The 12441-nt window shown below is 68.2% G+C and carries 11 protein-coding genes; 9 read left to right on the top strand and 2 right to left on the bottom strand.

The features are described 5' to 3' along the window. Window positions 1-171 precede the first annotated feature (171 nt). The gene (locus ACWDNU_RS42865) at window positions 172-1488 is read right to left on the bottom strand and encodes a phenylacetate--CoA ligase family protein (RefSeq protein ID WP_449673072.1); all 1317 of its coding nucleotides are present in this window, start codon (window positions 1486-1488) and stop codon (window positions 172-174) included. A 391-nt stretch (window positions 1489-1879) separates the two neighbouring features. Here ACWDNU_RS42865 and asnB point away from each other — a divergent pair, with 391 nt between their 5' ends. The 9 genes from asnB (at window position 1880) to ACWDNU_RS42820 (ending at window position 10733) form a co-directional block, all read left to right on the top strand. Further along, window positions 1880-3709 (top strand): asparagine synthase (glutamine-hydrolyzing), encoded by a 1830-nt coding sequence (asnB, locus tag ACWDNU_RS42860; RefSeq protein WP_449673071.1) that lies wholly within the window; start codon window positions 1880-1882, stop codon window positions 3707-3709. 131 nt (window positions 3710-3840) lie between these two features. Continuing rightward, window positions 3841-4905, top strand: coding sequence for an ornithine cyclodeaminase (locus ACWDNU_RS42855; RefSeq protein ID WP_449673070.1), 1065 nt, complete (start codon window positions 3841-3843; stop codon window positions 4903-4905). Window positions 4906-5003: 98 nt separating this feature from the next. Next, entirely contained in the window at window positions 5004-6017 is a 1014-nt protein-coding gene (locus tag ACWDNU_RS42850) for an iron-containing redox enzyme family protein (protein ID WP_449673069.1), read from the top strand. Further along, window positions 6017-6271, top strand: a complete 255-nt coding sequence (locus ACWDNU_RS42845) for a CDGSH iron-sulfur domain-containing protein (protein ID WP_449673068.1) — start codon at window positions 6017-6019, stop codon at window positions 6269-6271. Before ACWDNU_RS42850 ends, ACWDNU_RS42845 begins: the two co-directional genes overlap by 1 nt. A gap of 128 nt (window positions 6272-6399) precedes the next feature. Next, the gene (locus ACWDNU_RS42840; RefSeq protein WP_370940471.1) at window positions 6400-7386 is read left to right on the top strand and encodes a pyridoxal-phosphate dependent enzyme; all 987 of its coding nucleotides are present in this window, start codon (window positions 6400-6402) and stop codon (window positions 7384-7386) included. A gap of 49 nt (window positions 7387-7435) precedes the next feature. Then, window positions 7436-8353 (top strand): ornithine carbamoyltransferase, encoded by a 918-nt coding sequence (locus ACWDNU_RS42835; protein WP_449673067.1) that lies wholly within the window; start codon window positions 7436-7438, stop codon window positions 8351-8353. 61 nt (window positions 8354-8414) lie between these two features. After that, window positions 8415-9020, top strand: coding sequence for a LysE family translocator (locus ACWDNU_RS42830; protein ID WP_449673066.1), 606 nt, complete (start codon window positions 8415-8417; stop codon window positions 9018-9020). Continuing rightward, complete coding sequence (locus ACWDNU_RS42825) at window positions 9020-9334, top strand: hypothetical protein (RefSeq protein ID WP_449673065.1); 315 nt, start codon at window positions 9020-9022, stop codon at window positions 9332-9334. Before ACWDNU_RS42830 ends, ACWDNU_RS42825 begins: the two co-directional genes overlap by 1 nt. Before the next feature lie 415 nt (window positions 9335-9749). Beyond that, on the top strand, window positions 9750-10733 hold the full coding sequence (locus tag ACWDNU_RS42820) for a S1 family peptidase (RefSeq protein WP_449673064.1): 984 nt from the start codon (window positions 9750-9752) through the stop codon (window positions 10731-10733). A 597-nt stretch (window positions 10734-11330) separates the two neighbouring features. Here ACWDNU_RS42820 and ACWDNU_RS42815 read toward each other — a convergent pair. After that, a partial coding sequence (locus ACWDNU_RS42815; RefSeq protein ID WP_449673063.1) for an ATP-binding protein occupies window positions 11331-12441 on the bottom strand: 1111 nt, incomplete at its 5' end.

Here is a 12441-nt window from a genome sequence, read left to right as displayed (position 1 = left end):
GCCAGGACGCCCAGAACCCGCGCCGCCGGTCGTCGCCGTGCTCGGACACCAGCAGGTCGCGGATCCGGTCCAGCCACGCGGCCGTGCGGATCGCGGCGTAGGTGCACCACAGGTCGGCCTCGCCGGTGCCGACGGCGGCGCCGAGCGGCGCGCGGGGCGCCAGGCGCACGGTCATCCGCCCGCCCCCACAACCCGGAAGTTGGATCGCTTCCAGCTCTTCTGCGAAGCTCCGCTCTTGGTGGTCGCGGGCAGCTGGTTGACGAAGAGGACCTCGTCCCATTCCAGGCCGAGCACTTCCCGCGACGAGTCCTGGAGCCGTCCGGCCATCGCCGCTTCCCCGGTCCGGTCCCAGTGCACGTCCCGCTCCAGGATCAACCGGGCGAACGCGCCCGGCGCGTCGGTCTCCAGCAGATAGCCGGTCGCCTCGGTCTCGCCGTAGACGATTTCCTCGACCGCGCGCACCGTGAGCTTCGCGCCGCGCACGGCGACGGCGTCGGAACCGCGCCCGACGACCTCGATCACCGGGGCGCGATCGCCGCAGTCGCACCGGGCGCCCATGCGCACGTCGTCCCCGGTGTCGAGCCGCAGCACGCACCGGGCGTGCAGATTGAGCGGGGTGGCCACGAGCCGCCCGGCCCCGGATTCCGGCAACGGGCGGACGGTTCCGTCCTCGCCGGCCAGTTCGAAGTAGGTGGCCGCGGTCAGCAGGTGCAGCCGGTCCCGCGCGCAGCACGCGGCGAGGGTGCCGGTCTCCGTGCTGCCGTAGCTCGCGTCCAGCGCGGACGCGCCCCACCACCGGCCCAGCCGGGCGCGGAACGGCGCGGTGCTGACCTCGCCGAGAAGCATCAGCCTGCGAACGTCCGCGCTCAATTCCTCCAGCAGCCCGCGTTGTTTGACCAGCCTGCTGAACTGCAGCGCGACGCCGGGCGCGGCGAAAACGACGGACGGCCGGAAACTCCGGCACAGACCGATCAGCCGGTCCCAGTCGGAGATCCCGGCGGCGAACGGATAGGCCCGGACGTGCGGGCGTCCCAGGTACTCGCAGACGCCGACGACGAGATCGGCGACCGGGACAATGTCCGAAGGCAAAAGAATCAGGACACGTTCATTTTCCGGCAACATTTCCCGCCAGGCCTCGGCCACGGAAACGGTGTTCCAGACGATGTCCTCCGCGAGTCGCGGGGTCGGCGTCGGCAGTCCGGTCGTCCCGGTCGTCTCGTAATACTTCGCCGCTTTGCCGACGGAGGATACCAGGAACTCGTGCGGGCTTTTCTTGAGCCGGGACTTGCTGGTGGCTCCGAGTTCCTCGAATCGTTCGAAGGAATATTCCGGAAGGCCGGCGTACGCTTCGGCCTGTCCTGCCCGGCGCCACACCTCGGATAGTTTGCGCTGGTAGAAGCCATGATCTGGCAGTCTTCGCTGATGATCGCGGATCTCGCTCCCGGCCTGGGCCAGCAGGTGCAACCGATCGCTGCTATTGATGAGCAAAGAAAATCCACTCCCCAGAGAAATAAACTCAGCAGACTGTGCAATGTGGTCGTACCAGGTTTATTCGAGCGCCGCTAGTTTAGCACTAAACGTCAATCTGCCGCAAGTTGTCCGGCGAGACATCCCCCCGTGCGACTCCTCACAGCCGAGGTCACTCTGCTGGCGGTACGGGCCCTGGCGGCCGCTGGGTACCGTCCTCGACCAGATGAATTGCCGGTGCAGTCGTCGGTGTGCGTTCGCGTGCACTCTATCGCCGTCCCGGCCGGTGAAACACCTCCTTTAGTCCGCCCGCCGCGCCCGGTCATTAGCGCGTGCCGCGAGGGCGGACGGCCGGAACACCGGACCAGCGAATGACAATCAGTCTCAACGTGCTGCTAAAGCAGGGAGCGTCATGTGCGGAATCGCCGGGTGGATCAATCTCAAGGGGCCTGGCGAGCGGAAAGAAGCGGATCTTGAACGCATGACCCGCACGCTCGCCCGCCGCGGACCGGACGACGAGGGACTGTGGACGGACCGGCACGCGGGACTGGGCCACCGCAGGCTGGCCATTCTCGACGTGCGCGGGGGCGCGCAGCCGATGGCCGCGGGACCGCCCGGACAGCCGCACGCGGTGCTCTGCTACAGCGGCGAGGTGTACAACTTCCGCGAGCTGCGGGCGGAACTGGCCGGGCGGGGCCATGTCTTCCGGACCCGCTGCGACACCGAAGTGGTGCTCAACGCCTACCTGGAGTGGGGCGAGAGCTTTGTCGAGCGGCTCAACGGGATGTTCGCCTTCGCGCTGTGGGATCCGCGCGAGCGGCGGCTGCTTCTGGTGCGGGACCGGCTGGGCATCAAACCTCTCTACTACGCCAGGGCCGGCGAGTCGGTGCTGTTCGCGTCCGAGCCGAAAGCGGTTCTGGCGCACCCGGATTTCTCCGCCCGGGTCGACCGCCAAGGCCTCGCCGACCTGCTGGGGCTCGTCAAAACCCCCGGAATGACCCCGTTTCGCGATCTGTTCGAGCTGCCGCCGGGGCACGTCCTCGCCGTCGACGACAACGGCATCCGGCTGACCCGCTACTGGAGTCTGCCGGTCGTGCCGCACGAGGACGACATCGCGGACACCGTCGGCCGCGTCCGCGAGCTGCTGTTCGATACCGTGCAGCAGCAGCTGATCACCGACGTGCCGCTGTGCACGCTGCTCTCGGGCGGCTTGGACTCGAGCGCGCTGACCGCCATCGCCGCCGGCGTGCTGGACCGCTCGGGAGACGGTCCGGTCCGCTCGTTCTCCGTCGATTTCGTCGGCAGCGCCGAGCATTTCCGGGCCAGCGACTTCCGGCCCGAACGGGACAACCCCTACGCGCTGCGGGTCGTCGAGCACCTCGGCACCGCGCACCGGACCATCGAGCTGCCCGACGAAGCCCTTGCCGTGGACGAAAACCGGGACGCCGTGCTCGGCGCGCACGACCTCCCGCTCACCTTCGGCGACGTCGACACCTCGTTGTTCCTGCTCTTCTCCGCGATTCGCGGGGAGTCGACCGTCGCGCTGTCCGGCGAGTCCGCGGACGAGGTGTTCGGCGGGTACAGCTGGTTCCACGACCCGCGGGTCGTCGCCGCGGCGGAGTTTCCCTGGCTCAGCACCATGCAGTTCGTCCCGGCGGGCATGCTCACCGCGGAGTTCCGCGAGGACACCCGGTTCGACGAATACCGGGCCGACAGCTACCGGCAGGCGATCGGCGAAGTCGAGCACCTGCCGGGAGAGGACGCGCACGACCGGCGGATGCGCGAGTTCGGCTACTTGCACCTGACGCGCTGGCTGCAAGTCCTCCTCGACCGCAAGGACCGGCTCAGCATGGCGGCCGGTCTCGAGGTGCGGGTGCCGTTCTGCGATCACCGGCTGGTCGAGTACGTGTACAACATTCCCTGGAAAATCAAGACCTACGACGGCCGGGAAAAGAGCGTGCTCCGCGGCGCGGCGGCCGGCCTCCTGCCCGATTCGGTGCTGAACCGGAAGAAAAGCCCGTATCCCACCACCGGCAACATCAGGTACGAACAGGACTTGCGCCGCCGGGTCGGCCTTCTCCTCGCGGAGAACCGGTCGCCGGCACTGGAAATCGTCGACCCCGGCGCGCTGCGCGAGCTGCTGAGCCGCCCTGCGGGCTACTTCGACACCCAGCTCCGGCGCAACCCGCTGGAAACCGCCTTGAGCCTCGCGCAGTGGTACCGCGAACAGTGGAATTCGTGAGCGGGCCGCGTTCGGCTTTCGCGGAAAATCGCGGCACCAGCGCATAAATCACCGGCGAACTGGCTGACGCGCTGCCGATTTCGCCGCACTGAACGTCGTTGCCCTCAGCCGAGAAACGAACTGGAGAAAAGATGGAGAACCCCTGGCTCGCCGACGCGCTCGCGAAGCCGGCTCCGGAATCGGTGCGCTTCCTCGGCCGGGCCGACGTCGTGGACTGCCTGGCCGCGGTGGACGTCGTGGCCGAGGTCGAGGCGGCGCTGGTGAGCCATCACGCCGGGCGGACGATCCTGCCCGCCGAGGCCTATCTGTCCTGGACCAATCAGGACGGCGCTTACAGCCGGTCGATCGGCATGCCGGGGGCGGTGCTCGAACGGGGGACCGCGGGCGTGTACGGCATGAAAATCATCAATGCCAGCGTGTCCAATCCGGCGCGCGGCATGGAACGGGCCGGCGGCTTGGGACTCTGCTTCGACCCGGAGACCGCCCGGGTGACCGCGGTGATGGAGGTCGGCGTGCTCAGCGCGGTGCGGACCGCCGCGGTGACCGCGATCGCTGTCGAAGCGCTCGGGTACCGGTCAGCCCGTTCGCTGGCTGTCGTGGGGTGCGGGACCCAGGCACGGGTGCATCTCGCACTGCTCCTCGCGCGATGCCCGGACCTCGCCAGGATCACCTTGTACGACGTGCGCCAGCAGGTCGCCGGGAGCCTGGCCCGCGAGCTCGCCGCCGGGCACCCCGGGGTCTTGTTCTCCGCTGCCGCCACGCCCGCCGACGCGATGGCCGAAGCGGAAACAGCGTTGTTCCTGACCACCGCCGCCGAAGGGTACGTCCGGCCGGACTGGGTGCGGCCCGGGTCGCTCCTGGTCAACGCCTCGCTCGGCGACCTCACCGACGAGGTGCTGGTCAACGCGTCCGTTCTCGTCGTCGACGATCTCCGGCTGATCACGGAAAATCCCCGGCGGCCGTTGGGGCGGCTCGTCAACGACGGCCGGATCGCCGCGCAGCCGCGGGAAAACGGTCCCTCGGTCACGGCGACTGTCGGCGAACTGCTCGTCGGCGACAAGACCGCGCAGCGACCGGACACCGGTTACGCCGTCGTGAACCCGTTCGGGCTCGGCATTCTCGACGTGGCGCTGTTCGACGCGGTGCTGCGCCAGGCCACCAGTTCCGGTGCCGGGCAGATCCTGGAGCTCTGTTGAGCCGGCCGGTCCCGGGACGTCCGCGGGCGCGGCGGTTTCCCCGGGCGTCGCGCAGAAGTTCCCCGTGAAGTGCGCTGTCATCGACCCTAGGAGTTCAGATGCGATTGCCCCACCCTCGCGGTCCGGTGAGCGAGATGCTTGTCCGGGCGCTGCAGTCCCCGCCGGAGGCCGGTGCGAAGGCTGTCCTGGACGGCATTTCGGCGGCCCAGGTCGACTCCGTCTCCGACGAGGACCTGCAGCTGGGTTTGTTCTTGTGCTACGGCCCGCAGTACTGTCTTTTCGGCGAGCCGGCGCAGTCCTGGGAATGGGACGCTTCCCTGGTCGAGCTGCGCAAGCGGCTCGAAACCCGCTTCGCCCGGGAACTGGGCGAAGCCGCGGGCGAGCTCCCGGAAACGGAGGTCGAGAAGCTTCCCGAGTTTTTGATGGAACTCGGGAAACCGAGCCCGGGACGGTCGCTCTCGCGCTACATCAAGCAAGAGGCCACCATGGCGCAGTTCAAAGAGTTCCTCGCGCACCGTTCCGTTTACAGCCTCATGGAGGCAGACCACCACAGCCTGGCCATTCCGCGGGTGCGCGGCGGCGGCAAACCGGCCCTGGTGGAGATCCAGTCCGACGAATACGGCGGCGGCATCCCGGGCCGCCTGCACTCCCAGCTGTTCGAGCTGACGATGGCCGAACTCGGCATGATCACCGAGTTCGGCGGCTATTTCGAGGACGTCCCGGCTTGTTCGCTGGCGACGGTGAACCTGATCTCGTATTTCGGGACCTACGGGCGGCACCGGGGCGCGCTGCTCGGCAATCTCGCGATCACGGAAATCGGCTCGCACTACGTGAACCGCAATTTCCGGAACGGCCTGCAGCGCTTGAACGGGTCGGACGACTCCTGGCTGTTCTTCCAGGAGCACATCGTCGCCGACGCGGTCCACGAGCAGCTCGCCGCCCACGACATGTGCGGGAAGTTCGTCCGGGAGAACCCCGGGGAACTGTCCGATGTGGTCTTCGGCGCCGTCGTGACGGCCGAGCTGGGCGGACGCGCCAACGAGGCCATCCTGTCGTCCTGGGAACACGGCGAATCCGCTCTGCGGCGCACGACGTCCGCGGCGGCGGGCTGATGGACGGCCGGGCGCCGGACCACGAGGCGGCGGCGCGGCGGCCCGCTCCGGCCACCGTCGTGGTGTGCGAGGACGGGCCGGTCATCATCCGCGGCGACTACGAATTGCGCAGCCAGGCCGACGAACCGATAGACCCGCAGCGGAAGACCATCGCTCTGTGCCGCTGCGGACGCTCCCTGCTGAAGCCGTTTTGCGACGGCAGTCATATCTGGGCGAGGAATGGTGGAAATGGAGAACGTCCGAACCGGACGTAGCGGCCGACAGCGGTGGCCCGCGACCGTGACCCGGAACGCGGAGCCGTCCCGAAACGGCGCACGGGGCGTGCACAGCGGCCCGGCGCGAGGGAGAGGAAACGAAGTTGCCGGCTGAACTGCACGGCCCGGTGCCCGGGAGAACGCCGATGCTGAACGCGGTGACGAGACACCGCGGCAGGACGACGAATCTCTGGCTGAAACTGGAACAGGAGAACCCCTTCGGGTCCATGAAGGACCGGGTGGCGTTTTCCCTGCTGTCCTCCGTCTTCGGGTCGGGGGCGCGCTGCGAGGGGATCATCGAGTCGACGTCCGGGAACCTCGGCGTCGCCTTGGCGCGGTACACCCAGATCTGCGGGATGGAGTTCACCGCCGTCGTCGACCCGCGGACGTCGCGGAAACTGGTCCGGCAGATGCGCAGCGCGGACGCGAAGATCGTGGAAGTGACGACGCCGGACGAGACCGGCGGGTACCTGCTTTCCCGGCTCGCCTACATCCGCGACCGGATGGCGGTCGAGGATTCGCTCGTGTGGCCGAACCAGTACGAGAACCCGGCCAATCCCCGCGCGCATTCCGAAGGGACCGCGCCGGAGATCTTCTCCGCTGTGCCCGCCGGCGAGCTCGACGTGTTCCTCGGGGTGTCGACCGGGGGAACCGTCCGCGGCTTCGCTGATTACGTCGAGCGCAATCAGCTGCCGTGGCGGTGCGTCGCGGTGGACGAGGAGGGGTCGGTCGCGCTCGGCGGGCCGCCGGCGACGCGCAGCCTGAACGGAATCGGCGCCAGCCGCGGGTCGTCTTTCGTCTCCGGCCGGGATTGCCTGAACGTGCGGGTGACCGCGAGCGAAGCGGTGGCCGCGTGCGACTGGGTCGAGCGCGAACTGGGCGTGCGGGTCGGCGGCAGTTCGGGCGCGGTCGTCGCCGGCGCGGTGCGGTGGGCGAACGAGGGCCTCGGCGCCGAGCACGCGGTCGTTGTCTGCCCGGACGGCGGCGACCGGTACGAGGACACGATCTACTCGCCCGGCTGGCGGCGCGCGAAAGGACTGACCGCGAAAACGGACCTGGAATTTCCCGAAGTGTGCTCGGCGCGAGTAGTGGACAACGCGCTGATCTTGACCTGAGGACAACGGACGACCAGTCGCGATTTCAGTTGAGGGGCAGGTACGACACATGGTTGGATTTCTTTCGCTGGACGACATCGGCGCCGACGATCTGCACGGGATCGTCAGCCGGTCAGCCGACGTGCTCGCCAAGCCGGAGCGGCTGGAGCCGAGCCTGGCGGGCAAGGTTCTGGGCACCTATTTCGCCAAGACCTCCACGCGCACGCGGACCGCGTTCACGACGGCCGCGTTGCGGCTCGGGGCTTCGGTGGTGCCCTACGGCGCCGGCGATCTCCAGCTCAACACCGGGGAGTCGCTGCACGACACCGGCCGCATGTTCGGGGTGATGCTCGACGGCCTGGTGATGCGGACCGCGGGCCCGCTCGAGGAAATGCGGCTGGTCGCGCGCAGCGGCGGATTGCCCGTCGTGAACGCGATGGCCGCGCAAGAGCATCCGACGCAGGGCGTGTGCGACGCGGCCGCCATCCTCCGGCAGTTCGGCCGGGTCGACGGGATCTCGGTGCTGTATGTCGGCGAAGGGAACAACACCGCCGTGGCACTGGGGAAAATCCTGAGCACCTACCGGGGCGTCACACTGGTTTTCGCCACGCCGAAGGGATACGGACTCGATCCCGCTCTGCTCGCTTCGCTGCAGGAGGCCGCCGAGAGTTCGGACTCGCGCATCACCGAGACGCACGACCTCGATTCGGTCGGCACCCCGGCCGATGTCGTCTACACGACTCGCTGGCAGACCACGGGAACGGCGAAGCCGAGCGCGGACTGGCGCGAGGACTTCCGTCCGTTCTACGTGGACGACGAAGTGATGTCCCGCTGGCCGGACGCGGTGTTCATGCACGACCTGCCCGCACATCGCGGGGACGAGGTCAAAGGGTCGGTGCTCGACGGAAACCGCTCGATCGCGTGGGAACAAGCGCGCATGAAATACGGCAGCGCGGTCGCTATCCTGGAATGGATTTACCGGGATTGACGGCGGGCGCATTCGCGCGCCGGCAAGCAAAGAGGGGGAGGCTCGGTTGACGATACTCACAGTGCTGGCTTTCACGGCGGCGGCAGCCATTGTCGTCGTCGTGCCGGGCCCGGACCAGGCGCTGCTGCTTCAGACGAGTGCCGCCGCGGGACGCCCAGCGGCATTGCGCACCGCCGCGGGCGTCGTGCTGGGCATCGTATTGTGGGGCATCGCTTCCGTAGCGGGGTTGTCCGCGGTCCTTTCCAGCGGCGGGATTGCTTTTCGCGTCGTTTCCTCCCTCGGAGCGGCGTACCTGATCTGGCTGGGGATCACGGCGCTGCGTTCGGCGCTGTCCGGAGCCGCCGGCGAGCCGAAGGCCGGCAACCGGAGAGACTCCGGGTTTTTCCGCCGCGGCTTGCTGATGAATTGCCTCAACCCGAAAATAGGGTTGTTCTATCTGTCCATTCTTCCCCAGTTTCTGCCGGGGTCGGCGGCGGTAGACCTCGGTGCCGAACTGGTGCTCTTTTCGATCTATGTCTCGGTGAGCGCGCTGTGGTTGTTCGGGTTCGCGTTCGCCGCGGGCAGTCTTCACCCGCTCCTGAGCCGGCCCCGGGTGAAGCGATCGTTGGACCTGGTGGTGGGGATAGTGCTGGTAAGTCTCGGAGTCGTCGTGCTGATAGGAGTGTGATGAGCGAACTGGACGAGCGCGACCGGAGAGAGGCCGTGCCTGAGCACGCGGTCGCACAGGCCGTCGATGCGGTGGATCGCGCTCGGACCGTGCTGCGCGCCACCGGTGATCCGCTGTCGGCCGCCGCGGACAGCGCGCTGACCTGCGCGATCTCCCTGATCGAAGTGCAAAGCCGGGGCAAGGCCTCGGACCTTGATGTGCTGCGCGGGATCCTGGGTGCGGCCAGGGCGCTGGTCGGCGAAGTGACTTTCGCCGTCCGCGACCGTTATCCGGACGCCGCGGGGGCGGCCGTTGCGACGAAAGCCTTGACGTAGCGCTTCAGTGAGCCGGCGTTCGGTGGCGTCATGCTCAGCGGACACGGAAGCGACCGTCTCAAGTGGACACTCGCGGCCCCGTCGGCTGAGCGCGGCGGCATCGACCGGACTGGCCGCGCCACACCCGCCGCTGGGCCGTTCGGGTGCGGGGATTGCGACAAACGTGAACCTACCTTCGTCGGTGTCGCGCGGGCCCGATGCTGTTCGAGAATCACGAACCTGAGGTTGATCACGTTCGGTTTCAACGACGAGACCGTCCGGACCGGAGGCTCATGGTCCCGCTCCGGTCACCCGACGCTCCAGTGAGGAGATGCCTCCGCACTCACCCCAGCTCGGCGCCGAATCCGGAGCCCGGGACCCGGACTCTCCCTTCGGCGCACGTCCTTTCTCCCCCGTTCCGCGCAGGAGGAAACACATGCGATCGACACGTTTCAGGCTGAGCGTTCTCGCCGTCGGCTCGTTCGGCACGCTGGCTCTCGCCATGGGCACCGTGCCAGCAGCGGCCGCGGCGGCGACACCGGCCGCGGCCATGAACAGCCTCGGCGCCGCCACCGGCGGGCACTACCTCGACGACAGCGGCGCCTCGGTCGTCACGGTGCTGAACGACGCCGACGCGGCCAAGGTGCGCGCTTCCGGCCTGAACGCGAAGGTGGTGCGGTACAGCCTGGGCCAGCTCGGCTCGGTGAAACAGCACCTGGACGCCACCGGCGGCGTGCCCAGCGCCGGCTGGGGTCTCGACCTCGCCCGCAACCAGGTCGTCGTCGACGTCTACGACGCCACCCCGCAGGCGCAGAAAGCCACGCTGCTCGAGACCGCCCGCCAGTACGGCGACATGGTCCGCGTCGAGCACCATGCCGGCGCCATGTCGTTGTTCATCAAGGGCGGCGACAAGATCAGCAACGGCCAAGCGTCCTGCTCCAACGGGTTCAACGTGGAGAAGGACGGCAAGAAGCTGCTCCTCTCCGCCGGCCACTGCGAGAAACTCGGCGGCGGCGGTCCGTGGAACGACGGCAAGACCGTCGACGCGGTGTTCCCCGACGAAGACAACATGCTCGTGGAGAACGCTTCGGGCGAGGGACCGAGCGAGATCAACGACGGCACCAAGATCACCGAGTTCGCCGACGCGACGGTGGGCGAGCAGATGAAGCGCGCCGGGATCACCTCCGGCGTGACGGAGGGCAAGGTCACCAAGGTCGACTACACCTTCGAAGCGGAGGGCTACACGGTCTACCACGAGTTCTGCACGACCGCCCACTCCGACCACGGCGACTCCGGCGGCCCGGCCTACGACGGGGGCAAGGGCCTCGGCACCCTCTCCGGCGGGGACACCCAGACCTCGTGCTTCTTCCCGGCGACGCTGTCGGCCAAGAGGTACGGGGTGACGCTGCCCAAGTCCTGACCCGCGAGTGCCGTCGGGAGGAGCCGGAGCCGGTCCTCCCGACGGTCACGCGCGTGCGTCGTTACAGCGAAAGACCTGTGTTGGTGCCGAGGTGCTTGAACGGCCGCCGTTGACCGGGATGACGGTGCCTGTGAAGTAAGCCCCGGTGCGGCGATCTTCGGCGCGGCTTCGGGACGGAGGCGCGAGTTGCGCCCGTGTGCGACTAGCCGCTCGAAGTCCTCGCTATCGGGAAAGGCCGACCCTGGGACGGTTTCTTCCACTCGCGAGGCTTCAAGAGCCGCGCTCTGGCTCGGCGAAGCCGGGGAAGGCAGACCTCGGACGAAATACGGTTACTGCGTACGCCGATGACGCAGCGGTATCTGAGAGAACTGCGCCGGTGCGGGGGCAGCCAGGCCGGGGCTGGAGTACGGACGAGAGCGCCAGGCATCCGGCGCATCGGTACACGATCGCTTCGCGGGGCTGAGCACCCAATCGCAGTCGCGAGCCGTGCCCGGCGTAAGCGACGGCGATCCCGCGCGATCGACACGTCATGGTCAGGGCTCGCCGCACGGCGGGTCGCAAGCGGGCCCGCCGTGCGGCAAACTCGGCTGAAGAAGCTCACGACGCAAGTTCCGCACCCGGCGGCTGCCGCTTCGCGTGGTAAAGCGTTCCGCGGCGATCGCCCGTCTTGACGATCTTCTCCTGCTCGATGAGTCCTCGGATGGTCGGCGTCCACCGCGTTTCGTCGATTCCGGAGAGCCGAATAAGGTCAGCCTTCCCGAGCGGCCCGGTTGCCTGATCGAGACACGCCAGAATGGCGTCCTCCGGGCCGTCGGGAAGCGCCTGCCCGGAAGAGGTCTCGACGGCGAGGCTCCGGCAGGGCCGGACAGGCACGACCTTGGCGTTGCCGACTCGGCGGTAACGCTCCGGGGTGCACGTCAGCACGATGACTTGCGACTGGGTGTTCGCCGCGGTGAACACTGCGCCCATCCGCGTGAGCCGTTCCGGGTCGGTGTGGCCCAAGGCGTCGTCGATGATCACCGGCGCACCGTCGGCCGGATCGATCATCACGGCACACGCGAGCCGCGCGATGATGCAGAGCTGCTCGCGGGTGCCGGTGGAGAGATCGTCGTAGCCGACCGTGATGTTTTCGAGCGTCCGGCTGGCAATCCGGAGATCGCTGTCGATGTCGAACTTGAGTGTCGGCCCGAAAACTATGCGGCCGAGCCGTTCGAGCTGGTCTCGGAACGGCTGGACGTAAGCCTGCTTGGCGGTTTCCCGTGCGTTGCGCAGCGTCGTGAACAGGCAGCGGGCTGCACTGCTCCGGCGATGCACGCTGGCGTACCGCCTCTCCGCCTCGTTCCACGCTGCCTGCGCCTGGTCGAATCGGTCCTGGCGGCCCTCCGTCCCGGCCAGTTCCAGACGTCCCTGGAGTTTGGTCAGGTCGGACGTCCGCGACCGGTGGTCTTCTTCGAGCCGCTCGCCCCAGGCTTGCGTTGCCGCCAACCTCGTCTCGACGGTTGCCGGGTCTTGCCCGGCGAGGTCGGTCTCCGCGGCCGTGAGCGCCATACGGGCATCGGCGCGGGTGGTTTGACAGCTGCTCAAGCGCTCGGTCAACGAATCGTCAGGTGCTTCGGCACGTGCCGTTGCCAGCTGTTCGCGCATCAGCTGCAGCTGTTCCTGCGCGGAAACGGACTGCGTCCGCAGCGCGATGGCACTGTTGCTGGCT

The organism is Amycolatopsis sp. NPDC003676 (assembly GCF_053587275.1).
This window is presented reverse-complemented; position numbering and strand designations above follow the sequence as displayed.

Excerpts from the sequence above, each read along its gene's own strand:
- ACWDNU_RS42835 (WP_449673067.1), top strand. The coding sequence starts at position 7,436 with ATGGTTGGATTTCTTTCGCTGGACGACATCGGCGCCGACGATCTGCAC.
- ACWDNU_RS42850 (WP_449673069.1), top strand. The coding sequence starts at position 5,004 with ATGCGATTGCCCCACCCTCGCGGTCCGGTGAGCGAGATGCTTGTCCGG.
- ACWDNU_RS42825 (WP_449673065.1), top strand. The coding sequence starts at position 9,020 with ATGAGCGAACTGGACGAGCGCGACCGGAGAGAGGCCGTGCCTGAGCAC.
- ACWDNU_RS42820 (WP_449673064.1), top strand. The coding sequence starts at position 9,750 with ATGCGATCGACACGTTTCAGGCTGAGCGTTCTCGCCGTCGGCTCGTTC.
- ACWDNU_RS42855 (WP_449673070.1), top strand. The coding sequence starts at position 3,841 with ATGGAGAACCCCTGGCTCGCCGACGCGCTCGCGAAGCCGGCTCCGGAA.
- ACWDNU_RS42845 (WP_449673068.1), top strand. The coding sequence starts at position 6,017 with ATGGACGGCCGGGCGCCGGACCACGAGGCGGCGGCGCGGCGGCCCGCT.
- asnB (WP_449673071.1), top strand. The coding sequence starts at position 1,880 with ATGTGCGGAATCGCCGGGTGGATCAATCTCAAGGGGCCTGGCGAGCGG.